Below are 24,951 nucleotides of genomic sequence, written 5' to 3' on the forward strand. Positions count from 1 at the left end.
GAAACATGCCAGTCAGAAATTTTTATAAGATTGCTACAAGCTGAATGGAACAACGGAGATACGTGTGATACCCCGACAAGTCAATAAAAGAGGTTCAGCTGTTTCGCAAAATGAGCAGGCCTATGAGCTTTTGCATGGGCGTTTAACTACCCTTGTGTACAAACCGGGTGAGTACCTGAATACTGCCGTTTTGATGAGCGATCTGGACATGGGCAGAACACCCATCAACCATGCGCTGCATCGACTTGGCAACGAAGGGCTGATACAGATCATTCCCCGCAAGGGCGTGATGGTCTCGCCTCTGTCGATTGATGACGCGCTGCACATGATTGATGTGCGTCTTGTCAATGAAAAACTGTGCCTGAAACTGGCGGCAAAGAACATCACCAAGGCAGAGATTGAGCAGCTGCGTTCCATCAATTTGGCGTACAACAAGGCCGTGGCCAATCGCGCTGTGGCTGAGGTGATGAGCCTGGATGGCATGTTCCATGAAGTGCTGGCCACTGCATCTCGCAATCCTGTGCTTATCGATGTCTTGCGTGTGCTGCATGCCCGTTCACAGCGTTTCTGGGCAATCTCACTTTCCAGCAGCGGGCATATGAATGAAGTTCAAGATGAGCATGAGTTGGTTGTGGATGCGCTGGAGCAAGGGGATGCCGAGTCTGCGCAGCAAGCAATTTCTGACCATGTGCTGTCGTTCAGGAATGCGCTGATCAATGCCCGGTCCTGATGGGGTGTGTGCGTTGTTGTGGCACCAATCAGTCCACGCCACAGTGCCGGCTTGTGTGAAGCGGCTAATGCAACAGCGCCCGGTGGTGATGGATGTGAAACTGACATGGAGACAACGGATCACTCCATGCGATTCCTGACTGCTTCCGGCTCTTTTTTATTTCGATGGTGATTGCATGCGTGCTGTCTCCATGCATTGCAGCGTGGATAAAGCAGTGTGCTCAACAGGCCACCCTGCTGTCTTGCTGTCCTGCAAGGCAGCTTATGACCGCATAAAACCGCAGTACCTTCTGTCACTGAGAAGTTGTTCAAGCAGCAAGCAATGCTCTGATGAGATGAAAAAAGCCAGCTCACTAGGAGCTGGCTTTTTGTTGATTGCTATGGCTTTACAACAATTGCAGGCCATCGGCGATGGTGGTGGACAGCAAGGCAGCGCTGCTGCGCAGTGCCTCGGTTTCGGCGGCATCCAGGGTTGGCATGAACGGGGCAGAGGCTCCGCGTGCGCCGATCAGGTGGGGCAGGGAGACGCAGGTGTCGCGCACGCCCAGTAGCTCAGGCATGCAGGTGGACACCGCAAACACCGATTGCTCGTCGGCCACGATGGCTTTGACCAGGCGTGCAATACAGCCGCCAATACCGAAGTTGGAGACACCCTTGCCCGCCTTGATGCGGTAGGCCGAGGTGCGCACATCTTCGGCAATTTGCAGTTGCATGGCCGCATCAATCGGGCGGCCCACTTGCGCCGCAAAAGCCGTAACGGGCATGCCAGCGACCTGGGCGCTGCTCCAGTTGGGCACAGACGAGTCGCCATGCTCACCCAGCACATAGGCGTGGATAGAGGGTGGTGCCACGCCCAGGTAATCGGCCAGCCGGTCGCGAAAACGGATCGAGTCCAGCGAGCAGCCGGTGCCAATTGCACGGCCCGGTGGCAGCCCATAGCGGTGCACGGCGATGGCGGGCATTACGTCCACCGGGTTGGTGGCGAACAGCAGCACGGCATCGGGGGCCACTTTCAGAATCTGGCCGATGATGGTGTCCGTCATCTTCAGGTTCTGCTGCAGCAACTCCAGGCGCGTCTGGCCGGGCTTCAGGCTGGCACCCGCAGTAATCACCACCACCGAGGCTCCGGCCAGATCGGCATAGTCGCCTTCGCTGACGCGGGCAGCCGTGCCAAAGGCAGCGGCGTGGCCAATGTCAGCCGCCTCGCCGGCAGCGCGGGCAACGTTCTGGTCAACCAAAATGACCTGGCTGATGCCGGGCGTGGCCGACAGCAAATACCCTGCTGCCGCACCCACCTGGCCAGCGCCAATAATGCCAATACGTGCACCCATTTACAGCACTCCCATAGCAGGCCACAGCGTGGCGGACAGCAGCAAAATCAACCCCAGGCCAGCCAGCGTGACCACAATCCCCACCTTGGCGAACTGGGCCGTGTTGAAGGCATTGGTTCCGTAGCACAGCATGTTTTGCGGCGCATTCGTGGGCAGGATGAAGCCGAAGGAAACCACAAAGCTTTGAATCATTACGATGCCGAAAGCTGTTTCAGGGCTGACGGGCAGGGTCTGCGTGAAAGCGATCATGATGGGGATCAGGGTGCTGGCCAGACCGGTTGCCGAAGCAAAGCCCAAGTGCAGCACGATGCTGAACACTGACAGCGCTGCAATCACCGCCACGACAGGCAGCGCAGACAGGCCCATCTGGCCCAGCGTTTGCTGTGCCAGCCAGCCAGCCGCACCGGTTTTGGACAGCAAATTGCCCAGCGAGATAGACGCTGCAAACAGCACGATCGTGCCCCAAGGCACCAGCTTTTCAGCCTGCGACCAGTGCATCACGCCAATTTTTGGCATCAGCAACAGAGCAATACCGATCTGGGTGGTGGTAGTGGTGTCAAAAGGGTGCAGCATGCCTTCGGTGGACCACATCACCAGCAGCAATGCAGCCACGGCGATCAGGCGTTTTTCCACGGCGGTGACCGGGCCCAGCTCGGTCAGTTGCTGGCGCAGCTTGCCAGCCATGTCTTCACCTGCAGGCACTTGGGGGCGCAAAATCCACAGTGCAGCAAAGAACAGCACCACGCACATGCCGATGGTGAAGGGCAGCGCCGTCACAAACCATTGGCCCCAGGTGATGGTGCGGCCAAAAGCCTGCTGCATGAAGTCCAGGCTGATGATGTTCTGTGCAGCGCCGGTTTTGATGGCCATGTTGAAGATGGAGCAGGCGCTGGCGGTGACGATCATCAGCGTGGCGCCCAGCGAGCTGTTCACAGCCAGCCCCAGAGCGGCAGTAATGCCAATCATGATTGGAATCACTGCACCCACGCGGGCGGTGGCAGATGGGATGAACAAGGCCAGCACAAAGCCAACAATCATGGCCCCTAGTATCAGACGGGCTGGCGATACGCCGATCTTGCTCATCACGATCAGCGCGATGCGTTTGTCCAGCCCAGTGTGCTTGAGCGCTACAGCCAAGAACAGCGCGGCAGCCACGAGCAGTACAGCGGTGGACGAAAAACCGGTGAGCATGGTGCTCAGCGCAGCCGATGAATTCATCACCTTGCCGCCTTCGGTAAGTGATGTTCCCATCAGCCCCAGCACGGCGGCACCGGTCAATACCACGGCACTGTTGGCGGGTGATACGCATTCGCTGATCCACAGCACCACCACCAGTACCAGCAGGCCCAGAGCCACCTGGCCCGAGTCCGTCAGTCCGGCTGGCTGGGGCAAGGCCAGAACGATGCCGTACAGCACCAGGCCCAGCAGCAGATAGGCTAGCTTTCTATTTGAATCAGGTTCCGGTTTCGATGTGATCGGGCCGGTTTCGGGTGCAGGCATAGATGCCATATGAGTTCCTCGCAAGAGTAAAAACCATCAGATTGGTTGGAACTATGCTAGTTCTTGTGCACAGCCCCATGCTTCAGATAAGAGGTGTTTTTCTATGCAATCTTGATGTGTGTCAAGGGAGTGGGTGGCTGCGCCTGCGCTGCAGCCTTGTGTGCCAGTGCTGGCTGTGCATTGACCCCTGCGACAGTGAGAAATGGCAAGCCAGTTGTGCCTGCAAATCGAAGCCCGCCTGATGAGCAGTCAGGCATGAAGCACCGAAGACCATGTCACCTGCAAAGCCGTGCACCACATTGTGATTTTTATCGGGGAGGTCTTTATCCGCAGCTGCATTCGAGGTCTAGATGCAAAAAAGCCTGAGCGATGAAGCTCAGGCTTTGCATGACTGGTGGCGGGCCCGGTAGATGGGGCAAGCTAGTGGTATGAGATTGAAAAAAGAAATTGAGATACAGCAAGCAGTCATCTCAACAGACAGCTGGCAGGGATCGGTCCAGTGTGGGGCAATCTCAAATATTTGATAGTAGACAGAGCGATAGAGGAAAAAGAAAAAGCGCCTGAAAGGCGCTTTTTCTTAGTTATCTGGCGGAGGCTGTGAGATTCGAACTCACGGACCCTTGCGAGTCGGCAGTTTTCAAGACTGCTGGTTTAAACCGCTCACCCAAACCTCCGTAAGCTGCGTATTCTACACAAGGAATGGACGCAGAAATTTCAAGCGTGGGCGCAGGCAGTGAGGCTGTGGGGTTGATGGTGCAGGCGATTGCTTTCTTCAATCTTGGCCATCGATAAGCACAAACCATAGCGTACGAGCTAGTCTCTACACTGCTTGCATGCCGCCACAGCTGTGGCTTGATTGTTGGAATGGTGTGAAAGGTGGTCGCAATGGATGAGCAAAACCCCGCGTTGGATGATGCGACTTTGGAGTTTGCAGAGCGCGTGTTTGATGCAGCGCGCAAGGGCGATGCGTTGCAATTGACACAGTGGCTGGAAAACGGGTTGCCAGCCACTTTGCGCAACGCAAAAGGCGACAGTTTGTTGATGCTGGCCAGTTATTACGGGCATGCAGATGCTGCCAGGGTGTTGTTGCAGCATGGCGCGGATGCGCAAATGCCCAACGGACGAGGCCAGACGCCATTGGCAGGCGCTGCATTCAAAGGTGATCTGGAGATGACGCGCTTGCTGCTGGACCATGGTGCGCAGGTAGATGGCCCATCGCCCGATGGGCGCACGCCGTTGATGTTTGCAGCCATGTTCAACCGCACGGACATTGTGGCGCTGCTGCTGGAGCGCGGTGCGCATATCCGCCAGGCAGATCACCAGGGAACGACGGCTTTGGCGTGTGCCACCGCCATGAATGCCCATGATGCGGTGGCTTTGCTGCAGCAGCGGCTTCAAGACTAAAACATGCAGTATTTGAAATTTTGAAGAGCACCCTGCGCTGTGCTTGAAAGAGATTGCGTATTAAAAGATGCTCAATGTGAATAAGGCAAAGCGCTTGGTGCTCTTGCAAGCTGAGCATGCATGTTCCACGAAAGCATCTATTAATGCACTAAGGACTGCATGGATGAATGCTCAATGGGTGCGCAATGCAGTCATCAAAACGGGAGTGAAAACGGGCATAAAAAAACCGCCTTCGATGTGAAGGCGGTTCAGTTTGGGCGGCGTAAGACTTAGTCAGCCGTTGCGCCGGAGGCTTTCACGGCATCGCCCCATTTTTTGATATCGGCATCAATCAAGGCCGCGAAATCTGTGGTGCTCAGGCCGTAGGCTTCAGCCCCCAGATTGGAGATTTTTTCTTTGACACTGTCTTGCGCCAGGATGTCGCGCACATAGCCGTTCATGCGTTCGGCCAGTTCCTTGGGCATCTTCTTGGAGCCGATCATGCCGTACCAGGGTTCGACTTCAAAATCGGTGTAACCCAGTTCGTGCAGGCTCTTGACGCCGGGGAATTTGGGCGAAGCGTGCTTGCTGGTAATGGCCAGAGCCTTGAGCTTGCCGCCGTCGATCTGGGGCTTGAGGGGCACAGGGTTGTCAATCCCGTACTGCACTTCATTGGCCATCAGGGCAATGATCAGCGGGGCCGATCCCTTGTACGGGATGTGCGGCGACTTGGCCTTGATTTGCATGTGGAACATTTCAGCAATCATGTGCTGGGGCGAGCCAGCGCCGGCCGAGCCAAAGTTCAGCTTGTCAGTCTTGATGTGCTTGACCAGTTCGTCCACGCTGTTGATGCCCGATGTGGCCCCGGTGACCAGCAGGAAAGGTGCCTTGGCGATAGGGGTGATCGGTGTCAGATCGGTTCTGGGGTTGTAGGGCACGCTTTTGTACAGCGAGGGCGAAATCACTACGGGGCTGCTGGAGCCCACCAGGTAGGTGCCGCCATCGGGTTTGGCGCGGCTGACAAAGGCGGTGGCGATGTTGCCGTTGGCGCCGGGCTTGCTTTCGACGATCACCGAAGCGTCAATGCGCTTTTCCAGCTCCAGCGCCACGATACGGGCCAGCATGTCGCTGGTGCCGCCGGGGGCGTAGGGTTGAACCAAAGTGATGGTTTTGACGGGCCATGCATCTTTGGCTTGAGCCAGTGCAGGCAAGGCTGCGGTGACGGCGACTGCAGCGCTTGCAGCCAATACGGTTCTTCTGAACATGTCCACTCCTGGTAGTTTGAGTTCATGCGTGTGAACCCAATAGTGATCGCAGAGAACGATTCAATTTGGTGCACTTACGTGCCTGTGAATCAGATTTAACCCGTAAATACTAACCCGCACTTTTGCGCTAGGCAGGCGCTGAAAGCCTGTAGATTGAAATAAATGATGTGGGTTCTACGTAGAAAAGGATGTATTTTTCAAGAAGTAGTTTTCTATTTTGTAATATGAAAAATGCTGCGTTGCAGCATGTTTTTAAAAGACTTTTTCAGAAAATTTGAAAACACCAAAAGTGTGACTACTTGTGTAGGCTAGTTGTTTGTGTGATGAAAAAGACTTTCTTCACACGCTCATCGACTTCCCAGTGACCGGCAAAGCCTTCGGGCAGAACAAAGCTGTCGCCCGCACCAAAGCTGTGAATGGTGCCGTCGGGGTCCACTACGCGGCAGCTGCCTTCGACGATGTGGCAAAACTCGACATAGCCCGCGCAGTGGGAGCGAAAAGCCCCAGCGGTGGCCTCCCATACCCCGCTGGAAAGCTGGCCGCCCATGGCGCTGAAGCTTTCCAGCGTTTTGTAAGTGGTGTGGCCGCTGATAGGGCGGCTGGGTTTGCCGGGTTTGGCCTGCGACAGGTCTTGGGTTTCGATACGAACGAGGGTGGGCTGTGATGAGGTCATGGCAAAGCAAGTGAGCAGTACACGCAGGCGTGAGGGCGATATGTTGCCATCTTGTAGCCGGTGATGGCCGGTGCACGAAAGGGCGCACTTGATGAGTGGATGGCCATGGCGGCCTTGCCTGCATCGTTTTCGCCGCCTATCAGCAACGGCACCAGCGCAGTGCCTTGATCTGAAGCATGCACCTCATCAGGCGCTGACAGCTCATGATTGAGTAGCGCATGAAAAAGGCCTGCATGCAGCAGGCCCTGTCACTTCACTTACGTCAATTTTCCCCGGAATGTTCAGCGCTTGGGCAGCACATCCAGTTCAGCGGCGCTGGGCAAGAAGCTGCCATTCCATACGGCATCGACAGGAATGGGGTTCTTGGTTTCGTAGGCCGTAGCCACTTGCTCGGCCATCAGCTTCAGGCGCTCAGGTTTCAGGCGGCCAAAGCCTTCTTTGCGGGCACCTTCGCTGTCTACGGCGGTTTCAATGGTCAGCTTCAGGCGCTTGATTTCCAGATCTGTCTTGACCAGGCCATCTTTGGCTTTGAGCGAGGCAATGGCCACTTCAGGTTGCGCAATGGCTTCTTTGGTGCCCCTGGCGAATGCTTTGAGGAAGGCGCGCAGGGCTTCGGGCTTTTGTGCAATCAGCTTGGGGCTGGCAATGATGACGTTGCCGTACAGCTGCACGCCGTGTGTGGCGTAGGGCAGCACCACAATGTCTTCGCGTGGGATGCCGCGCGCTTCCAGGTTCAGCAGGCTGGTGAAGGTGTAGCCGGTGACGGCATCGAGCTCACCGCGTGCCAGCATGGTTTCGCGCAGCGGCGGGTCCATGGTGGTCCATTGCACTGGGCCTACGCCGTTGGCCTGTGCAAACAGGGGAAAGGTGCGGCGGCCTGCATCAAAAATGGGCGCGCCCATTTTTTTGCCGGTCAAATCAGCGGCTTTGGTAATGCCCGATTTCTTCAGCGCCATGACCGATGCGGGCGTGGTGTTGTAGATCACCATGACGGCCACGGGCTTGATGGGAGCTTCGGGGTTGTTGGCGTGAAACTCCATCAACGCCGCCAAATCGGCAAAGCCCAGATCGTGCGTGCCCGATGCCACGCGCTGGATGGCACCTGCGCCGCTGGCTGCTTCTACATTCACATCCAGGCCCACTTCTTTGAAGTAGCCCTTTTGCTCAGGGTGCACAAAAAAGGCGGCGGGGCCTTCAAAGCGCCAGTCCAGCTGGAACTTCAGCGGCATGGTTTGCGCTTGCGCGCTGGACAGGGCGGAGCAGGCAAGCAGGGCCGCTGCCGCGGTTTGCAGAAATTGGCGTTTGCGCATGGGTGGTGCATTCAAAGGGTGGATGACACACCGCTTGAGCAAGATCAATGCCTGCATTGCATACACAATTGGCATGCAAGTTGCGGCACTGCCGCATCGACAATGAACGGACCGCTGCATGACAGAAATCGACTTTTCCACGCTGGGCGTGTACGAACGCTACAAGCTCATGGCCAGCCTGATCGTGCCGCGCCCGATTGCCTTGGTGACAACGCTGAGCGAAGACGGCACGGTGAACGCTGCACCTTTCAGCATGTTCAACATGGTGGGCGAAGACCCGCCCGTGGTAATGCTGAGCGTGAACAAGCTGCAAGACGGGCAACTGAAAGACACGGCTGCACACATTTTGCGCACCAAAGAGTTTGTGGTGCATCTGGCAGATGAGCCGATTGCCGCCGCCATGCACCGTTGTGGTGACCGGCTGCCCGTGACCGAGAGCGAGCTGACCTACACCGGGCTGAGTACCGTGGCCTCCAAAACCGTGCAAGTGCCGCGCATTGCTGAAGCCCCGGTCGCTTTTGAGTGTGTGCTGCACGAGCTGATGGAAACCGACAGCCGCTACGTGTTTATTGGCCGCGTGCAATGGCTGGCGGTGCGCGATGGGCTGGTGGACACCGAAAAGTGGCGCGTCAAGCTGCAGGATTACTTTCCGGTGGGCCGCTTTGGTGCCAGCTTTTACGTCACCTGCCGCGAGCGCTTTGCGATCGAGGCCAATGAGGGCAAGGCCGAAATGCAGCCAGGCAGCGCCGCCACTGCCATTGATGAAATGTGAGCGTACATCGCAATTTGATAAACGATTTCAGATACTTTTATATCTGAAATCAAGCACTGGTAAGCGATAAGCGCTTCTATAAAAAGAGTGAATAAAAAAAGCCCCTGGCGCAGGCCAGGGGCTTTTTTACGGGCAGCAACTGCGCTGCGATCAGGCTTTGCGGGCCTGTGCCTGAGCGGCAGACAGTGCCGTCATGTTCACCAGACGGCGAACGGTAGACGACGGTGTCAGCACGTGGGCAGCAGCGTTGGCACCCATCAATATCGGGCCAATGGTGGTGCCGTGACCGGACGTGGTTTTGAGCACGTTGAACAGAATGTTCGCTGCATCCAGGTTGGGGCAGATCAGCACGTTGGCTTCGCCTGTCAGGCTCGAGTCCAGCAGCGTGCGGTGGCGCACGTTTTCGTCCAGAGCGGCGTCGCCATGCATTTCACCGTCGCACTCGATGCCGGGGTTGGCAGCGGCAAACAGGTTGCGCGCAGCGCGCATCTTCAGTGCAGACTTGCGGCTGGAAGAGCCGTAGTTGGAGTGCGACAGAAATGCCACCTTGGGCGGCAGACCAAAGCGCGCCACTTCATCAGCGGCCATCTTGGCAATCTGTGCCAGCTCTTCAGCGGTGGGGTCTTCGTTGATGTAAGTGTCCGCGATGAACAGGGTGCGGTTTTCCAGCATCACGGCGTTGACGGTGGCCAGACGGTCGGCACCGGTCTGGTGGCCCAGCACGGTTTCGATGTAATCGAGATGGCGGTCAAAACGGCCCACCAGGCCAGACAACATGGCGTCGGCATCACCCAGCTTGACCATCAGCGCTGCAATCAGGGTGTTGGAGCGACGCACGGCAGCCTTGGCAGTCTCAGGCGTCACGCCTTCACGGCCCATCAGGTGGTGGTAGGTTTCCCAGTACTGGCGGAAACGTGGGTCGTCTTCGGGGTCGCAGACTTCCACATCCACACCCAGTTGCAGACGCAGACCGGCTTTTTCAACGCGCGCAGCAATCACTGCGGGGCGGCCAATCAAGATGGGTTTGGCCAGGCCTTCTTCCACCACCACTTGCACGGCACGCAGCACGCGCTCGTCTTCACCTTCGGCATAGGCCACGCGCTGCAAGTCTTGCTTGGCGGCGGCAAACACGGGGCGCATGAACATGCTGGTCTGGTAGACAAAGCGTGACAGGCTCTCGCGGTAGGCTTCGATGTCTTCGATCGGGCGAGTAGCAACACCCGACTCGGCAGCGGCCTTGGCCACCGCAGGCGCAATGCGCAAGATCAGGCGTGTGTCGAAAGGTGTGGGGATCAGGTAGTCAGGGCCGAACTTCAGCTCCTTGCCCTGATAGGCGGCGGCAACTTCATCGCTCACGTCTTGCTTGGCCAGCGCGGCGATTTCGCGCACGCAAGCCAGCTTCATGCTCTCGGTGATCTTGGTGGCACCGCAGTCAAGTGCGCCACGGAAGATGTAGGGGAAGCACAGAACGTTGTTGACCTGATTGGGGTAATCCGAGCGGCCTGTTGCAATGATGCAATCGGGGCGCACGGCCTTGGCCAGCTCAGGGCGAATTTCTGGCTCAGGGTTGGCCAGCGCCAGGATGATGGGCTGGCTGCCCATGGTCTTGACCATGTCTGCAGTCAGTGTGCCAGCGGCGGAGCAACCGAGAAACACGTCAGCGCCGTTGACGGCATCGGCCAGTGTGCGGGCGTCGGTCTTTTGTGCGTACTGGGCCTTGGAGGCATCCAGACCACCGGGGCGGCCTTCATAGATCACGCCCTTGGAGTCGCACATGAAGACGTTGGAGCGCTTGACGCCCAGGCCCACCATGACGTTCACGCAGGCAATGGCAGCAGCGCCAGCGCCGGAGACGGCAACCTTGACTTCATCAATCTTCTTGTTGACCAGCTCCAGACCATTGAGCAAGGCTGCGCTGGAGATAATGGCGGTGCCGTGCTGGTCGTCATGGAACACCGGAATGTTCATGCGCTTGGAGAGTTCCTGCTCAATGTAGAAGCACTCTGGCGCCTTGATGTCTTCCAGATTGATACCACCCAGTGTGGGCTCCAGCGAAGCGATGATGTCAATCAGCTTGTCTGGATCGCGTTCAGCCAGCTCGATGTCAAACACATCAACGCCAGCGAACTTCTTGAACAGGCAACCCTTGCCTTCCATTACAGGCTTGGAAGCCAGCGGGCCGATATCGCCCAGACCGAGCACCGCGGTGCCGTTGGTGATCACGCCCACCAGGTTGCCACGGGCGGTGTATTCGAAGGCCTTGGATGGATCTGCTTCAATGTCCAGGCAGGGGTAGGCTACGCCGGGCGAGTACGCCAGCGACAAGTCACGCTGATTGGACAGCGGCTTGGTCGGGGTGACCGAAATCTTGCCCTTGTTAGGGGTGCAGTGGTACTCACGCGCTGCATCGCGCAGAGCTTGTTCAGCGGTGGACAGGGTTTGCGTCATACAAAAATATCTCGTGAATCTGGCAAATCAAGCCAAAAGGCTTGCCGACCTAGAGCTTACCCTAGGTCTCGAACTCCCAATCAATGAACGCTTGTGCACTGCAACAAGCGCCGTCTCAGGCGCAAAACCCCTGCGGAGTGGGCAGGGGTTTCGTGGAGCCCGGTGATGGCCGGGCCTGGGGAGGAGGCAAAACGCTTTAGTGGGCGTCTGCCTGGCGCGCAGCATTGATGACAGCTTGGGTATCGCCGCGTGCGCCATTAAAGAACACATTCAGGAGCACGGCAGCGAGCGAGGCCAAGAGGATACCGGATTCAATCAGGGGGTGAATCGCGTGGGGCATCCACTGGCGAAAGTTAGGGGCAACCAGTGGAATCATGCCCACACCAATCGATACGGCCACGATCATGGCGTTGTTGCGGTTGTGCTTGAAGTCGACGGTCGACAAGATGCGGATGCCGGTGGCGGCCACCATTCCAAACATCACCAGGCCGGCGCCACCGAGCACCACGGTGGGCAACGATTCAATCAGCATGGCCATTTTTGGCAGCACACCCAGCACAATCAAAATTACGCCACCAGCCACGCACACCCAGCGGCTCATCACGCCCGTGACAGCGACCAAGCCCACGTTTTGCGAGAAGCTGGTGTAGGGGAACGTATTGAAAATACCGCCAATCAAAGTGCCAAGACCATCGGTGCGCAAACCCCGGGTCAGTTCGTCCTGGCTGATCTTCTTGCCTGTCATCTCAGACAGTGCCAGGAACATGCCGGTGGATTCAATCATCACCACGATCATCACCAGGGTCATGGTCAAAATCAGGATGGGGTCGAACACCGGGGTGGCAATCTCAAAAGGCAGCACCAGATTGAACCATTTGGCCTCAGCCACCTTGTGAAAGTTCATCAGTCCCATGGCTGCGGTAATGACGCCGCCCACAACGATGCCCAGCAGCACCGAAATATTGGCAAAAAATCCCTTGCCAAAGCGTGCAATCAGCAAGATGGTCAGCAGCACAATTCCGGAAATTCCAACGCCAGTCAGGTCAGCGTATTTCGGGTTGGGGATGGTGGGAACAACGGCAAGCCCCTTGGGAATGGGTGACAGGGCCGAGCCGGGGGCTCCAGCCATGGCCTGTGCTTCTGTCAGCCACTTGAGGTGCTCAGGGTTGGGCACGGCGGGTGCGGTTGGGCCCACAGGGTTGCCAAAAATCCAGTTGATGCCCACGCGCATCAGGCTGATACCGATCACCGTAATGATGGTGCCGGTGACCACTGGAGGAAAGAAGCGCAGCAAACGGCTGATGACTGGAGCAATCAGCATGGAGGTGATGCCTGCACCAATGACCGCACCAAAAATCAGCCCGGCTCCTGCATGACCGCCTGTACTTTGCGCCATGGACACCATGGGTCCTACGGCTGCAAAGGTGACCCCCATCATTACAGGCAGCTTGATGCCAAACCACTGTGTACATCCCATGGCCTGAATCAAGGTGACCAGACCGCAGACAAACAAGTCCGCCGAGATCAGCATGGCCACCTGTTCAGGGGGCAAGTTGAGTGCGCGACCCACGATCAGTGGTACAGCCACTGCACCGGCATACATCACGAGCACGTGCTGCAAGCCTAGTGCGGTGACCCGCCCTAAAGGCAGTTTTTCATCGACAGGGTGGACGGTAGTTTGCATGGCGTCTTCCTTGGAATCCTTTGTATATTTGACAGAGAGAAATGCACCTGCTTGTGCACAACGCTCCATACAAAAAGTGTATACAAAATGAGGAAAAAGAAGCCGCTCCAAAACCCCTGTTTGATGCCTGTCCTGATAGGGTTTGCCCGCTGTTAGCGGGATATCGCAACAAAAGTCCGGTGAACGTTTTTGAAGTGCAAAAATCTTTTTTGCAATGTGAAAAATAAAACGCACTGCAGGTGATCAGTGAAGCGCATGGCAGAAGCTGTGCACGCCTTTGGCATTCCTGTGATCACTAGGATGGTAGATCCATGGGCTGCAGTTGTTTGCGCAATGGATCATGAGGCTGGGCATTGTCGGGGTTCAGTGATTGCTCGACTTCTGCCAAATGCTCATGCAACAGACGCGCAGCCAGTTGTGTGTCGCCCGCTTCCAGGGCCTGTACGATGCCTTCGTGCTGCTGGCACGACAAATTCGCATCTTGCTGTGATTGATAGAGCGTGGCCGCCAGGGTGGTGCGTGCCGTGAGATCGCGCAGGATCTGGCTCAAGGCATCGTGGCCCATGCTTTGCGCCAGACACACATGAAAATCCGCCAGCAAGAAGGCCCGCATTGCGGGGTCTACGCCTTCCAGGGCCGCCTGCTCCTGGGCGATGTGCTGGCGCAACTGTCGCGTCACTTGCTGCAAGGGGCGGCCTTGCTCCTGCAGCAGGCCTGTTTCAATGACGCGGCGCGCAGCAAAGGCATCACGCGCTTCAGTCACGGATGGCTCAACCACAAACCAGCCACGGCGTGGATGCACGTTGACAAATCCGCGCGCTTGAAGCTGCATGAGTGCCTCGCGCACCAACGTACGGCTAACGCCAAACACATCAGACAGGGCTTGCTCGCCCAGACGCTCTCCGGGCTGCAGTTTGCGCGCCAGAATGGATTGGACGACGAGCTGAGCGATGGATTGCGTAGGGCGTTGCATGGGGTCTATGTTAGATGAGGGATGGGGGCGAGATCTTCTGGCAGATCAAGTGCGGGCACCGTTTCTCCGTTAAGCACCTGGTGTGCCCGCGCTTTATCAATATCACCTTCCCATGCAGCGATAGCGACGGTGGCGACACAGTTGCCAATCAAATTGCCCAGTGCACGGGCAATGCCCATGAACCAATCCACCGACAGCACCAGCACCAGGCCAATGGCCGGAATGGCTGGCACGGCTTGCAACGTGGCTGCCAGCACCACAATGGCTGAGCCGGGCACACCGTGTGCGCCTTTGGATGTGAGAAGGGAAATGGCCAGAATGGTCAGCAAATCCGTCATGGTGATGGGCGTGTTGGTCGCCTGGGCAATAAACACTGCCGCCATGGTGATGTAGATGGAAAATGCGTCCAGATTAAACGAATAGCCCGTGGGAATGACCAGCCCTACGGTGGAGTCGCGGATGCCCATGTGCTTGAGCTTGGCCATGATCTGCGGCAGTACGCTGTCAGAGGATGTGGTGGCAAACACCACGGCCAGTTCTTCGCGCAGATAGCGCAGCAGCTTGAACAGGCTAAAGCCTGAAAAACGCAAAATTAGCCCCAGCACCCCAAAAACAAAAATAAGCACAGCGCTGTAAAACAGTACAACCAGCATGCCCAGCTGCTTGAGGGAGCCCAAGCCGTATTTGCCCACAGTGAAGGCGATGGCACCGAGCACACCCAAAGGGGCCAGCTTGATGAGAATGCCCATGGTCTTGAACAGCACCAGTGACAAATCTTCGATCAGGCCCGTGACTTTGCGCCCCCTCTCACCCAGCAGGGAAAGGGCGCAGCCAAACAAGATGGAAAACAGCAGCACCTGCAGCACATCGCCGGTGGCAAAAGCGCTGATTGCCGTGGTGGGTATGAGCTTGAGTAAAAACTCTGCGGTGCCGCCACCTGCCAGTTTTTCAGCATTGCTGGCATAAGCGCTCATGGCCGAGGCATCCAGTCCCTTGGGGTCCACGTTCATGCCCACCCCGGGTTGAAACCACACCGCCAGCAGCAAGCCCAGCGCCAGCGCGATGGTGGTGACAACTTCAAAGTAGATCAGGGATTTGACACCAACGCGGCCCACGCGCTTGAGATCGCCTGTGCCCGCAATGCCATGCACCACCACGCAGAAAACGATCAACGGGATCAGCATCTTGATGAGCTTGATAAACCCATCGCCAAGAGGCTTCAGGGCGATGCCTGTATCAGGCCAAGCCAGGCCGATGACCACACCTGCAACCAGTGCCAGCAGTACTTGTCCAAACAGTGATTTCAAAAAGCGCATGGAGAACCTCGCAGTCTTGATGTCCAAATCTTGTATACAAGAAATGTCTTCAAGATTGATGCCAAGGTCACGAGGGTTTGCACGCAAACTGTGGCGTGCAGTGAACGCGGGTTAGCGAGGGGACGTTCGGGGTGTGCGGCTGTGCTGCCGCTAGGGCTGCACTTGCCGGTTGTGATGCCAGCATCGCCGTGCAGTGTTGCCTGCGTGCTGTTCAAACGCGTGCATGGTGTTTGTGTGTGTGGCTACTGTGTTGGCAAGTGGCAAGTGGCAAGTGGCAAGTGGCAAGTAGTGAGTAGTGAGTAGTGAGTAGTGAGTAGTGAGTGCACATGCTTTCATGTGCCATCACAGGGCGTCTGGACACGTTCTTTGCCCAGAGCAATAGCGCACTGCGATGCATATACGGCCGCCATGACATCTTCAGCGCTGCCAAAAGTAGAAATCCCCCAGCTGTTACCAGCAGGGGGATTTCTTCGTTCAAAGTGACAGTCGGTTTAGGACGTCAAATCCACCAGACTGCGGGCAATGACTTTGGTAGCGCGACGCAGGTCCTCCAGTACCAGGCGCTCGTCAGCACGTTTGGCATGGCTTTCCAGCACGGTGCGCGGACCTGCTCCGTAGATCACGCCGGGTATGCCGCGCTCCACATACAGGCGTACATCGGTGTACAGCGGGGTGCCCACTGCCGGTGGTTTTTCACCAAAGACAGCTTCAGCGTGCTTTTGAATGGCATTGACCAGCGGTGCATTGCCTGCCAGCGGGGTCATGGCGTTGGCCAGCAGCAGGCGCTTGATGTCGACGCGCACGGCATCTTCACCGGCATAACCGTGCTGGGCGTTGAAATCTGCTGTGGCTTTGGCAATCACGGCGCGGATGGACGCCTCTACCTCGGCGGGGTTCTCCTCGGGGATCATGCGGCGGTCCAGCTTGAGTGAGACCTTGCCGGGGATCACATTGGTGTTGGTGCCGCCTTCGATGCGGCCAATGTTCACATACGGGTGCTTGATGCCGGGCACCTTGGACAGCACCTGCTGGTATTTGACGTTTTCAGCGTACAGGCCGTTCATGATGGCTACGGCAGCTTGCAGCGCGTCCACCCCGGTGTGGGGGACAGCGGCGTGGGCCATCTTGCCGTGTACCGTCACTTCCATCTGCAGGCAGCCGTTGTGTGCGGTGACCACTTCGTAGCTAAAGCCTGCCGCCACCATCAAGTCAGGCTTGGTCAGGCCTTGCTCCAGCAGCCATCCGGGGCCCAGCAGTCCGCCAAACTCTTCGTCGTAGGTGAAGTGCAGCTCTACCGTGCCCTTGGTGGGCTGGGCTACGGCTTCCAGCGCCCGTACGGCAAAGGTAAAGGTGGCAAAGTCGCTCTTGCTCACCGCAGTAGCGCGGCCAAACATCTTGCCGTCTTCAATCTCGCCACCGTAGGGGGCTTTGCTCCAGCCTTCGCCCGGTGGTACCACATCGCCGTGGGCATTCAGTGCAATGGTCCTGCCGCCATCGCCGGGTGTGCCGTAGGGGCGACGCACAATCAGGTTGGTGATGGACTCCATGCCGTAGTCCTTCACTTGCTGTGCAGGCACGACATGTTTTTCGGCGTTAAAGCCAAAGGCCTCAATCAGATCTGCCGTACGCTCAGCGTGGGGGGCATTGTTGCCTGGGGGCGTATCGGTGGGCACTTGTACCAGGGCCTGCAAAAACTGCACTTGCTCGTCAAAGTGCTGGTCAATCCATGCATCCAGTGCGGCGTAGGTGGCTTGGCGGTCTTGGGTCATTCTTGTTGTCTCTTATGGGTGGTGGTTTATTGGGCGCTCATTTGCGCCAGCACGTGGCTGAATGCATCCACAGCCAGTTGCATGTCGTCGCTGGTGGTCGATTCCAGCGGGTTGTGGCTGATGCCGCTGTTCAGGCCTCGCGTAAACAGCATGGCCTGGGGCATGATTTCATGCAGTTTCATGGCGTCGTGACCGGCACCACTGGGCATGCGGTAGACAGGTACGCCCAGCGCGGCCACAGCTTTTTCCCAGCAGGTTTGCAATGCCGGGTTGCTGGGGGCAGCAGCGGCCTTCATGGCCAGTTCTTGCTTGGTCTGCAGACAACGGCGCTGGGCAATTTCTTCGAACTTGGCCAGTACATCGCTCACCATGGCATCGCGCTGTGTGTCGGTCGGTGCGCGCATGTCCATGCTGAATGTGCATTTTCCAGGCACCACGTTGATGGAGCCATTGGGCACCTGCAGCATGCCTATGGTGGCCACGCTGTCACCATCTTGCGCGGCGCGCTGCTCCATGTACAAAGCCAGCTCGGCCACGCCAAGTGCGGCATCGCGGCGGCGGTCCATGGGGGTGGTGCCTGCGTGGCTGGCCGTGCCGATCATTTCGCAGACGTAGCGCACGCCACCATTGATGGAGGTCACCACGCCCAGTGGAATATCCAGTTCATTGAGCACGGGGCCTTGCTCAATGTGTACTTCCACAAACCCGAGGTATTGCGCAGCATCGCGCTGAATTTTGGGGATGTCGTCAATGCACAGGCCTGCGTGCTGCATGGCTTCGCGCATGGTGATGCCGTCGGCATCTTTTTGTTCCAGCCATTCAGGCTTGAAGTCGCCGATCAGCGCGCCAGAGCCCAGGAAGGTGGCCTTGTAGCGCTGGCCTTCCTCTTCGGCAAAGCCTACAACTTCAATGCCAAATGGCAGGCGCTTGCCTTGGCGGTGCAGCTCACGCACGCACGCCATGGGGACAAAAATACCCAGACGGCCATCGTACTTGCCGCCGTTGCGTACGGTGTCGTAGTGGCTGCCGGTCAGCAGATACTTGCCGCCATCTTGAGCAGGTTTATAGCGACCCACCACGTTGCCAACGGCATCAATTTCGACTTCATCAAAGCCGCAGTCGCGCATCCAGTGGCTGATGCGCTGGGCGCAGGCGCGGTGTGCATCGGTCAGGTAGGTGACGGTGAGCTGGCCTTTTTCGATATAGCCGGGTTCGCTGTGCTGGGCCAGTTTTTCCTGCCAGTCCCAGACGTCGTTGCCCAGCGTGGGTTCATAGCCAAACTTGTCGTTGAGACGAATTTCCGCAATCCGATGGATGTTGCGCAGGGCTTCAGCACGTTCAAAGTCAGGGTGGTTGGACAGGCGCCGCGCAAAGGTGTCAATGATTTCTTGCTTGAGCAGTCCCGTGCCGCGTGGGCCACGCACTGCAAGAATGAAGGGAAAGCCAAAGCGCGCGTTGTAGGCCGCGTTCAGTTGCTGGATGTGTGCAAACTCTTCGGGCGTGCACTGGGTCAGGCCTGCCTTGTTTTGTTCGTTGGTCGACTCTGCTGTGAGTGACTTGGCCGCCATGGCTTTGCCTGCCAGCTCCGGGTGGGCACGAATCAGGTCCAGCTGCGGCTGCACACCCGCTTGCTCAAGCACCCGAACCATGGCGTGCTTGAGGTGAGCCAGCGACGTAAACGGACGCTGGGACAGCGCGCTCTGGGCAATCCAGGGTGAATGTTCGTACAAGCCATCGAGCATCTGCACGGCGCTGGCAGCATCGGCAGTGTTGAGTTGTTCGAGGGTCAGGGCCATGGTGCTTCCTATCAATAAAAAGAGCTGTCAGCGCTTATGGGGTAAGCGCCAGGGCTGATTCGGCTTAAAACTTCAACTTACAGGGCTGGTGCTGGAAAGCGCTGTGCCCAGTGGCGTGCAATGTCAATGCGGCGGGCCACCCATACCTGATCGTGTTGCTGGATGTGATCCAGAAAACGTTGCAGCGCGGTGATGCGGCCGGGGCGCCCCAGCAGGCGGCAGTGCATGCCAATGCTCATCATCTTGGGGGCGTTGTCGCCCTGTGGGTCGCCTTCGGCGTACAGCGCATCGAACGTGTCTTTGAGGTACTGAAAGAACGGATCTGCATGCGAGTAGCCCTGTGGCAGGGCAAAGCGCATGTCGTTGCAGTCCAGCGTGTAGGGCACGATGAGCTGCTGGTGCTTGCTGCCATCGGTTTTGCCTACGGTCATCCAGAAGGGAAGGTCGTCGCCGTAGTAGTCGCTGTCATAGGTAAAGCGGCCATCATCTGCCACGATACGGTGGCTGTTGGGGCTGTCGCGCCCTGTGTACCAGCCCAGGCCGTGGTCGCCGTCATGGCCATAGAGTGCTTCAAAGATGGCCATGCACTGCGCCATGTGCGCGCGCTCCACTTCTTCGGGCACGCCCTGGTAGTGAATCCATTTGAGACCATGGCAGGCCACCTCATGACCGAGCTGTGCAAAGGCCTGGGCCAGTTCAGGGTGCTTTTGCAGTGCAGTGGCCACGCCAAATACGGTCAAGGGCAGGTCGCGCTTTTCAAACTCGCGCAGGATGCGCCACACGCCGGCGCGTGAGCCGTATTCGTAAATGCCTTCCATGCTCATGTGGCGCTCAGGGTAGGCGGCAGGGTTGAACATTTCAGACAGAAACTGTTCGCTGGCCGGGTCACCGTGCAGCACGCAGTTCTCGCCACCTTCTTCGTAATTGAGTACAAACTGCACCGCAATGCGCGCCTGACCCGGCCACTGCGGGTGCGGAGTGTTGCGGCCATAGCCAATCAAATCACGGGGGTAGGGGGCGCAGGCGTTGTAGGTCATGGGGCAAAACTCAGATCAAAGCGTGACGCTGGACAGCGCCATGGATAAATCGTTGGTGGGCATGTCGCGGTCAAAGGTCAGACCCTGTTCCACATGCTGCAGATGGTCCTGCATCAGGCGCACGGCGGTGTCTTCGTCTTTGGCAGCCAGGGCTGTAACGATGGCTTCGTGCTCTTCGTGCGAATGCTCGGCAGCACTGGCACTTTGGTACATCAGGGTAATGAGGGCGCAGCGCGAGATGAGATCACCCAGCAGTTGTGCCAGCACGTGGTTGCCCATTTGCTCGGCCATGACCACGTGAAAATCGCCCAGCAACTCCGTGCGCTGGCCCACATCGTTGCGGTCCATGGCCTTTTTCTCTGCGGTGATGTGGTTTCTCAGCGCTTTGATCTGTGCGGGCTTAATCTGGCGCACAAAGGCACGTGTCATTTCTGACTCCAGCATGCGGCGCACGGCAAAGACTTGTTTGGCTTCATCGACCGAGGGGGTAGCCACAAAGGCACCGCGTGCCGGTGCGAGCGTGACCAGGCGGTTTTGCGAAAGCTGGAACAAAGCTTGCCTGACCAGTGTGCGAGAAACGCCGAAGTGGTCGGCGAGCTTTTGTTCCGCCAACTTGGTGCCAGGGCGCAATTTGTGCTCGACGATGGCACGCGTCAATGCGTCGGCAATGGCGCTGGTGGAGGATGTTTCCATAGGGATCATCATAGATGCGTTTGAACAAAAATTGTATACACTTTTGGTGAACAAGCGACTGTTAGGCAGTCGCAGCAAATTAAGGAGTTACCCATGGGCTTGAGTACCCACGTTCTAGACACCATGCATGGCGGCCCTGCCGCAGGCATGACAGTGAAACTTTTTGCTACGCAGGGTGACACGGCCACTCTCATTCAGAGCCTGACCCTGAACCACGATGGCAGAACCGACGCACCACTTTTTGACAACGACAGTCTCAAAGTGGGCACCTACCGCTTGTCCTTCGATGTTGCAGGCTACTTCAAAGCAAAAGGCGTGCAACTTCCCGAGCCTAATTTTCTGAATGTGGTGAACCTGGACTTTGGCGTAGCGCATGCAGATCAGCATTACCACGTGCCATTGCTGGTCAGCCCATGGAGTTATTCCACGTACCGTGGCTCTTGATGGGCATGGGGTGATCAAATAAAAGAGAGCGGCTAGCGCTTATACATTCAGTGTTTTAGATACATATGTACCTGAAAGCAAGGAGTGATGGGCGCTAACTGCTCTCTTTTAATTTCTTCCTGATCTAACCGCCTGTCAGTTGTCCTTCAGACAGGCTATCGAGCTGGAACTGCCCGGATCGGTCCCACAGCCACGTATCTGTGTACGTGACGTTGCCCGCACCCGTGGGCGGAAATGGTGCAGCGGCGCGCACCAAGCGCTCAATTTCCTTGACCACTTCTGGTGCATGGCTGGGTGTGCGCATCCAGCTCAGGCGGCGGATATGGCCCGTGCCCGAGAGAAAAATCTGCAGCACGCCCACGGCATAAAGCATCGGCGGCAGTTTGCCGCGGTAGATGCGCTGTGGATAACGCTGGTAAAGGTGGCGGGCTGCTTTTTGCTCGTATGCGGCAGACGCCGGGTTGCCTGCACCGAGCAGGTCGCCAGGTAGCCGGATCGGTACGCCGCAAGCGGTCAGCGAGGCCGCAGCCACCGTGGTCATGCCACCGAGCAGCCACTGGCGGCGCGAGAGGGGGCGGGTAGGGCGGGTAGAGGGTGTGGGCAGGGTCGTCATATCGCCAGCTTATCGATTGCACGGGGCATGTAGTCGCTGCGCCATGGGCGCTTGTTGCTGTAGGTCTGGGCGCAGTGAATGGCTTTTTCAGCCGGGGTGCCACGAACGGCTCAGCCGCCGTTCAGCTGGCCTTCTGTCAAGGTGTCCAGCTGAAAGCGCCCTGACTTGTCCCACAGCCAGGTGTCGGTGTACGTCACATAGCCCAGCTTGCTGGCAACCGGGAACGGTGCAGCGGCGCGCACTGTGCGCTCAATCTCGCGTACCACCTCGGGGGCATGGCGGGGCGCGCGCATCCAGCTCAGGCTGCGCACATTGCCGCTGCGGTCCAGATGCACTTCCAGCACGCCCACGGCATACAGCATGGGCGGCAACTGCCCTTTATAAATACGCTGCTGGTTGTGCTGGTACAGGTGCTGTGCGGCATCTTTCCGATAGGCACGTGCAGAGGATGCACTGGATGCCGCACTGGGCAGTGCTGTGGCAGAGCCGGTGGGTGGCGCTGATGGTGCAACGCCGCAAGCTGCCAGCACGGCTGCGATTGCCGTTGCAAAGCCACCCCAGAACCAATGGCGCTTAGGATGGGCAGAAGATGGAGTTAAGGCGTGCTTTTCAGTCATGGTGCGAGCTTATCCTGATCCACAAAGACGCAAAAGTGGCAAGACTTGTGCTTGCCATGGTGATGGCTGTCAACAAATAAGGTGAACCGGGTGAATGATTGGGAATGTCTGCACGCTGCGCTGGCGCAAGGCCCGGTGTGCTTGGTGGAGGTCACGGCCATCCAGGGCTCAGCCCCGCGTGGCCCCGGTGCCTGGATGGCGGTGCAAGAAAATGCCTTGATTGGCACGATTGGCGGCGGTCATCTGGAGTGGGAGGCCACGCGGCTGGCGCGCGAATGGGTGCAGCAAGGCTTGCAGGGCCATAGTCGCACCCACCGTCTGGCTCTGGGTCCATCGCTGGGGCAGTGCTGCGGCGGTGCGGTGGATATCCGCCTGAGTGTGGTGGCTCACCAGGCAGCGCTAGAGGCCGTGGCTGCCCGCCTGCAGCAAGTACGAGTGCCTGTGGCCTTGTTCGGGGCGGGCCATGTGGGCCATGCCTTGGTGCGTGTGCTGCAGCCTTTGCCTTTCACTGTGCATTGGGTAGACAGCCGCGATGGCGTGTTCCCCTCGCCAGTGCCTGCGCATGTGTTTTGCGAGCACTCTAGCCCGGTGCAAGACGCGGTGCGCGATCTGCCCGCGCATTCTTTGGTGCTGGTGATGAGCTTTAGCCATGCAGAGGATCTGGATGTTGTCTGCGCATGCCTGCGCCGCCAGCGCACGCAGGGCGATATGCCGTTTTTAGGGCTGATTGGCAGTGCCACCAAATGGGCTGTGTTCCAGCGCCGTTTGCTTGAGCGCGGATTTACGCAGGCAGAAATTGCACACATCACCTGCCCGATTGGGGTTGCGGGTGTGCCCGGCAAAGAGCCTGAGGTGATTGCCATTGCCGTTGCGGCACAGTTATTGCAGCAGCGGCAGCAACAGCTTTCATCGCGCTAAAGCCTTGCCAAAGGGCTAGGTAGTTCTCCTAGGAGCGTAATCGTTGCTGTTTTTGGAGACAAAAATTGCATACACTTTGATGAAAGACAGGTCGCAGCGGTGCCCAGAATGGTTGTTAAAACCCAGGTGCGCGACCCTTTCTTCTGCTCAGAGCGCCCGCAGTGGTGAGTGGATTGATCTTCACGTGCAGCCCTTGTGCTGCCGGAGTTGGGTGCTATGGAAAGCTATATCCTCGACTGGGCCAATCTGCTGTTGCGGTGGCTCCACGTCATTACTGCCATCGCTTGGGTGGGCTCGTCGTTTTACTTTGTATTTCTGGACAGCAGTCTGACGCCACCTACCGATGATGACCTGAAAAAACAAGGTGTCAGCGGTGAGCTGTGGGCCTTGCACGGCGGTGGTTTTTACCACCCGGTCAAATTTGCGGGCGCACCGCCCAAGCTGCCCGATCACCTGCACTGGTTCTATTGGGAAAGCTACACCACGTGGCTGTCAGGCTTTGCGCTGCTGACGGTGTCATACCTGTGGAATGCCAACATCTACCTGGTCAACCCAACGAACCCGATCATGTCCTCCAGCACGGCGATTGTGGTGGCGCTGGCCTTTTTGGTGGTGTTCTGGCTGCTGTACAACGCAGTCTGCCGCCTGTTCGGCGAGAAAGAGGGCGGCGACGGCATTGTGGGCGCACTGGTCTTGGTGCTGGTGTGTGTGGCTTCGTACCTGGCCTGCCATCTGTTTCCCGGCCAAGCGGCTTTCTTGCTGGTAGGAGCCATGCTGGCCACGTCCATGAGTGCCAACGTGTTCTTCTGGATCATTCCTGGCCAAAAGAAGATGGTGGCATCTATCAAGGCGGGTGAGCCAGTCGACCCCATCCATGGCAAGCGCGGCAAGCAGCGCAGCGTGCACAACACCTACTTCACGCTGCCCGTGTTGTTTGCCATGCTGTCCAATCACTACGGCTGGTTGCACAGCCATCCGCAAAACTGGCTGGTGCTGATTTTGATGATGTTTGCGGGTGCTGCCATTCGCCAGTTCTTCGTCATGCGCCACGGCTACAAGCTCGGTCGCAATCCCCATCCGTGGAAGTATGCCGCCATAGGTGTGGTGGTGTTGCTGGGGGTGATCGCCTGGCTCAAACCTGCTCCACCCGCGGCAGTGGCGGTTAACCCTGCAGTGATTGCTCCAGTGGGGCAGTCCGTGCTGCAAGGCGAAGTCGTGGTGGTGGAAGAAAAGCCAACCTCTGGCGCAGATGCAGCACCTGCAGGCAGCTATGAAAAAATTCATGCGGTGATGCAGCAGCAATGCGTGGTCTGCCACAGCGCCAACACCATTGCGCAAAAGAACGTCAAGTTTGACACCCCTGAGGAAGTCAAAAGCCATGCCCAGCAGATCTATCAACAGGTGGTGCTGCTGCGCAAAATGCCGTTTGGCAATCCTGGCGCTTTGACGGATGCAGAACGCGAAGCCTTCAAGCAATGGTTTGAAAACGGTGCACCTGCCCGCTGACGGGGGCTCAACCCGTAGCCACACCCGCAGCCATGCGCTGCGGGTTTTTTTATGCCTGCGCAAGCGGGGTGTGCAAGGCTGCAGTGCTCAGGTACATCCAGTGAAAGCTGGTTGTAACTGCATCAAATTATTGACATGGCTCAACACGATATGACAGGTGCTGCTGCACAGTGC

At 57.7% G+C, this 24,951-nt stretch carries 21 protein-coding genes and 1 tRNA gene; 6 read left to right on the forward strand and 16 right to left on the reverse strand.

Translation table 11 applies throughout. The features are described from left to right. Window positions 1-64: 64 nt before the first annotated feature. Window positions 65-730, forward strand: coding sequence for a GntR family transcriptional regulator (locus tag H9646_RS11625; protein WP_318244916.1), 666 nt, complete (start codon window positions 65-67; stop codon window positions 728-730). Between the two features lie 385 nt (window positions 731-1,115). Here the strand turns inward: H9646_RS11625 and H9646_RS11630 are convergent, their stop codons facing one another. The 3 genes from H9646_RS11630 to H9646_RS11640 all read right to left on the reverse strand — a co-directional run bounded on the left by H9646_RS11630 (window position 1,116) and on the right by H9646_RS11640 (window position 4,234). Further along, window positions 1,116-2,060, reverse strand: a complete 945-nt coding sequence (locus H9646_RS11630) for a lactate/malate family dehydrogenase (RefSeq protein WP_191723527.1) — start codon at window positions 2,058-2,060, stop codon at window positions 1,116-1,118. Further along, on the reverse strand, window positions 2,061-3,569 hold the full coding sequence (locus tag H9646_RS11635) for an SLC13 family permease (RefSeq protein ID WP_191723528.1): 1,509 nt from the start codon (window positions 3,567-3,569) through the stop codon (window positions 2,061-2,063). Window positions 3,570-4,146: 577 nt separating this feature from the next. Beyond that, a tRNA-Ser gene (locus H9646_RS11640) sits at window positions 4,147-4,234 on the reverse strand. Window positions 4,235-4,445: 211 nt separating this feature from the next. On the opposite strand from H9646_RS11640, the gene H9646_RS11645 reads away from it, so the two are divergent. Further along, window positions 4,446-4,964 (forward strand): ankyrin repeat domain-containing protein, encoded by a 519-nt coding sequence (locus H9646_RS11645; protein WP_191723529.1) that lies wholly within the window; start codon window positions 4,446-4,448, stop codon window positions 4,962-4,964. Between the two features lie 269 nt (window positions 4,965-5,233). On the opposite strand, the gene H9646_RS11650 is transcribed toward H9646_RS11645, so the two are convergent. The 3 genes from H9646_RS11650 to H9646_RS11660 all read right to left on the reverse strand — a co-directional run bounded on the left by H9646_RS11650 (window position 5,234) and on the right by H9646_RS11660 (window position 8,191). Beyond that, window positions 5,234-6,208: a Bug family tripartite tricarboxylate transporter substrate binding protein gene (locus H9646_RS11650; protein ID WP_191723530.1), complete on the reverse strand. Its 975-nt coding sequence runs from the start codon at window positions 6,206-6,208 to the stop codon at window positions 5,234-5,236. Between the two features lie 295 nt (window positions 6,209-6,503). Further along, the gene (locus tag H9646_RS11655) at window positions 6,504-6,881 is read right to left on the reverse strand and encodes a cupin domain-containing protein (protein ID WP_191723531.1); all 378 of its coding nucleotides are present in this window, start codon (window positions 6,879-6,881) and stop codon (window positions 6,504-6,506) included. Window positions 6,882-7,162: 281 nt separating this feature from the next. After that, on the reverse strand, window positions 7,163-8,191 hold the full coding sequence (locus H9646_RS11660; RefSeq protein WP_191723532.1) for an ABC transporter substrate-binding protein: 1,029 nt from the start codon (window positions 8,189-8,191) through the stop codon (window positions 7,163-7,165). Between the two features lie 118 nt (window positions 8,192-8,309). On the opposite strand from H9646_RS11660, the gene H9646_RS11665 reads away from it, so the two are divergent. After that, window positions 8,310-8,963 carry a flavin reductase family protein gene (locus tag H9646_RS11665; protein ID WP_191723533.1) on the forward strand — a complete coding sequence of 218 codons (654 nt, stop codon included), beginning with the start codon at window positions 8,310-8,312 and terminating at the stop codon, window positions 8,961-8,963. A gap of 150 nt (window positions 8,964-9,113) precedes the next feature. Here the strand turns inward: H9646_RS11665 and H9646_RS11670 are convergent, their stop codons facing one another. The 8 genes from H9646_RS11670 to H9646_RS11705 form a co-directional block, all read right to left on the reverse strand. After that, on the reverse strand, window positions 9,114-11,411 hold the full coding sequence (locus H9646_RS11670) for an NADP-dependent malic enzyme (protein WP_191723534.1): 2,298 nt from the start codon (window positions 11,409-11,411) through the stop codon (window positions 9,114-9,116). A 196-nt stretch (window positions 11,412-11,607) separates the two neighbouring features. Beyond that, window positions 11,608-13,095, reverse strand: coding sequence for a nucleobase:cation symporter-2 family protein (locus tag H9646_RS11675; protein ID WP_191723535.1), 1,488 nt, complete (start codon window positions 13,093-13,095; stop codon window positions 11,608-11,610). Window positions 13,096-13,390: 295 nt separating this feature from the next. Beyond that, a complete protein-coding gene (locus H9646_RS11680) occupies window positions 13,391-14,068 on the reverse strand; it encodes a GntR family transcriptional regulator (protein WP_191723536.1) in 678 nt (225 codons plus the stop codon). Window positions 14,069-14,073: 5 nt separating this feature from the next. Then, window positions 14,074-15,384, reverse strand: a complete 1,311-nt coding sequence (locus tag H9646_RS11685; RefSeq protein ID WP_191723537.1) for a C4-dicarboxylate transporter DctA — start codon at window positions 15,382-15,384, stop codon at window positions 14,074-14,076. Between the two features lie 491 nt (window positions 15,385-15,875). Next, a complete protein-coding gene (locus H9646_RS11690; RefSeq protein WP_191723538.1) occupies window positions 15,876-17,153 on the reverse strand; it encodes a M20/M25/M40 family metallo-hydrolase in 1,278 nt (425 codons plus the stop codon). Window positions 17,154-17,179: 26 nt separating this feature from the next. Then, complete coding sequence (gene uraD, locus H9646_RS11695; RefSeq protein ID WP_191723539.1) at window positions 17,180-18,949, reverse strand: 2-oxo-4-hydroxy-4-carboxy-5-ureidoimidazoline decarboxylase; 1,770 nt, start codon at window positions 18,947-18,949, stop codon at window positions 17,180-17,182. A gap of 77 nt (window positions 18,950-19,026) precedes the next feature. Then, window positions 19,027-19,986 carry an allantoinase PuuE gene (puuE, locus tag H9646_RS11700; protein WP_191723540.1) on the reverse strand — a complete coding sequence of 320 codons (960 nt, stop codon included), beginning with the start codon at window positions 19,984-19,986 and terminating at the stop codon, window positions 19,027-19,029. Between the two features lie 15 nt (window positions 19,987-20,001). After that, window positions 20,002-20,679, reverse strand: a complete 678-nt coding sequence (locus tag H9646_RS11705) for a GntR family transcriptional regulator (RefSeq protein ID WP_191723541.1) — start codon at window positions 20,677-20,679, stop codon at window positions 20,002-20,004. Window positions 20,680-20,772: 93 nt separating this feature from the next. Between H9646_RS11705 and uraH the strand changes: the two genes are divergently transcribed. Next, window positions 20,773-21,123, forward strand: a complete 351-nt coding sequence (uraH, locus tag H9646_RS11710; protein ID WP_191723542.1) for a hydroxyisourate hydrolase — start codon at window positions 20,773-20,775, stop codon at window positions 21,121-21,123. Window positions 21,124-21,247: 124 nt separating this feature from the next. On the opposite strand, the gene H9646_RS11715 is transcribed toward uraH, so the two are convergent. Beyond that, the gene (locus H9646_RS11715) at window positions 21,248-21,736 is read right to left on the reverse strand and encodes a hypothetical protein (protein ID WP_191723543.1); all 489 of its coding nucleotides are present in this window, start codon (window positions 21,734-21,736) and stop codon (window positions 21,248-21,250) included. Window positions 21,737-21,846: 110 nt separating this feature from the next. Beyond that, entirely contained in the window at window positions 21,847-22,353 is a 507-nt protein-coding gene (locus tag H9646_RS11720) for a hypothetical protein (RefSeq protein WP_225214147.1), read from the reverse strand. A 90-nt stretch (window positions 22,354-22,443) separates the two neighbouring features. Here H9646_RS11720 and xdhC point away from each other — a divergent pair, with 90 nt between their 5' ends. Continuing rightward, window positions 22,444-23,271, forward strand: a complete 828-nt coding sequence (xdhC, locus tag H9646_RS11725) for a xanthine dehydrogenase accessory protein XdhC (protein WP_191723544.1) — start codon at window positions 22,444-22,446, stop codon at window positions 23,269-23,271. A 216-nt stretch (window positions 23,272-23,487) separates the two neighbouring features. Next, the gene (locus H9646_RS11730; RefSeq protein ID WP_191723545.1) at window positions 23,488-24,777 is read left to right on the forward strand and encodes a urate hydroxylase PuuD; all 1,290 of its coding nucleotides are present in this window, start codon (window positions 23,488-23,490) and stop codon (window positions 24,775-24,777) included. Window positions 24,778-24,951 lie beyond the last annotated feature (174 nt).

The sequence above is a fragment of the Comamonas avium genome (assembly GCF_014836675.1).
GTDB lineage: Bacteria > Pseudomonadota > Gammaproteobacteria > Burkholderiales > Burkholderiaceae_C > Comamonas > Comamonas avium.

What these genes read in the sequence shown, in the direction of transcription:
- H9646_RS11705 (WP_191723541.1), bottom strand. Translation starts at nt 20,679, where the DNA reads ATGGAAACATCCTCCACCAGCGCCATTGCCGACGCATTGACGCGTGCC.
- uraH (WP_191723542.1), top strand. Translation starts at nt 20,773, where the DNA reads ATGGGCTTGAGTACCCACGTTCTAGACACCATGCATGGCGGCCCTGCC.
- H9646_RS11715 (WP_191723543.1), bottom strand. Translation starts at nt 21,736, where the DNA reads ATGACGACCCTGCCCACACCCTCTACCCGCCCTACCCGCCCCCTCTCG.
- puuE (WP_191723540.1), bottom strand. Translation starts at nt 19,986, where the DNA reads ATGACCTACAACGCCTGCGCCCCCTACCCCCGTGATTTGATTGGCTAT.
- H9646_RS11690 (WP_191723538.1), bottom strand. Translation starts at nt 17,153, where the DNA reads ATGACCCAAGACCGCCAAGCCACCTACGCCGCACTGGATGCATGGATT.
- H9646_RS11650 (WP_191723530.1), bottom strand. Translation starts at nt 6,208, where the DNA reads ATGTTCAGAAGAACCGTATTGGCTGCAAGCGCTGCAGTCGCCGTCACC.
- H9646_RS11655 (WP_191723531.1), bottom strand. Translation starts at nt 6,881, where the DNA reads ATGACCTCATCACAGCCCACCCTCGTTCGTATCGAAACCCAAGACCTG.
- H9646_RS11685 (WP_191723537.1), bottom strand. Translation starts at nt 15,384, where the DNA reads ATGCGCTTTTTGAAATCACTGTTTGGACAAGTACTGCTGGCACTGGTT.
- H9646_RS11680 (WP_191723536.1), bottom strand. Translation starts at nt 14,068, where the DNA reads ATGCAACGCCCTACGCAATCCATCGCTCAGCTCGTCGTCCAATCCATT.
- H9646_RS11675 (WP_191723535.1), bottom strand. Translation starts at nt 13,095, where the DNA reads ATGCAAACTACCGTCCACCCTGTCGATGAAAAACTGCCTTTAGGGCGG.
- H9646_RS11630 (WP_191723527.1), bottom strand. Translation starts at nt 2,060, where the DNA reads ATGGGTGCACGTATTGGCATTATTGGCGCTGGCCAGGTGGGTGCGGCA.
- H9646_RS11730 (WP_191723545.1), top strand. Translation starts at nt 23,488, where the DNA reads ATGGAAAGCTATATCCTCGACTGGGCCAATCTGCTGTTGCGGTGGCTC.
- H9646_RS11665 (WP_191723533.1), top strand. Translation starts at nt 8,310, where the DNA reads ATGACAGAAATCGACTTTTCCACGCTGGGCGTGTACGAACGCTACAAG.
- H9646_RS11645 (WP_191723529.1), top strand. Translation starts at nt 4,446, where the DNA reads ATGGATGAGCAAAACCCCGCGTTGGATGATGCGACTTTGGAGTTTGCA.
- H9646_RS11635 (WP_191723528.1), bottom strand. Translation starts at nt 3,569, where the DNA reads ATGGCATCTATGCCTGCACCCGAAACCGGCCCGATCACATCGAAACCG.
- H9646_RS11670 (WP_191723534.1), bottom strand. Translation starts at nt 11,411, where the DNA reads ATGACGCAAACCCTGTCCACCGCTGAACAAGCTCTGCGCGATGCAGCG.
- H9646_RS11660 (WP_191723532.1), bottom strand. Translation starts at nt 8,191, where the DNA reads ATGCGCAAACGCCAATTTCTGCAAACCGCGGCAGCGGCCCTGCTTGCC.
- uraD (WP_191723539.1), bottom strand. Translation starts at nt 18,949, where the DNA reads ATGGCCCTGACCCTCGAACAACTCAACACTGCCGATGCTGCCAGCGCC.
- H9646_RS11720 (WP_225214147.1), bottom strand. Translation starts at nt 22,353, where the DNA reads ATGACTGAAAAGCACGCCTTAACTCCATCTTCTGCCCATCCTAAGCGC.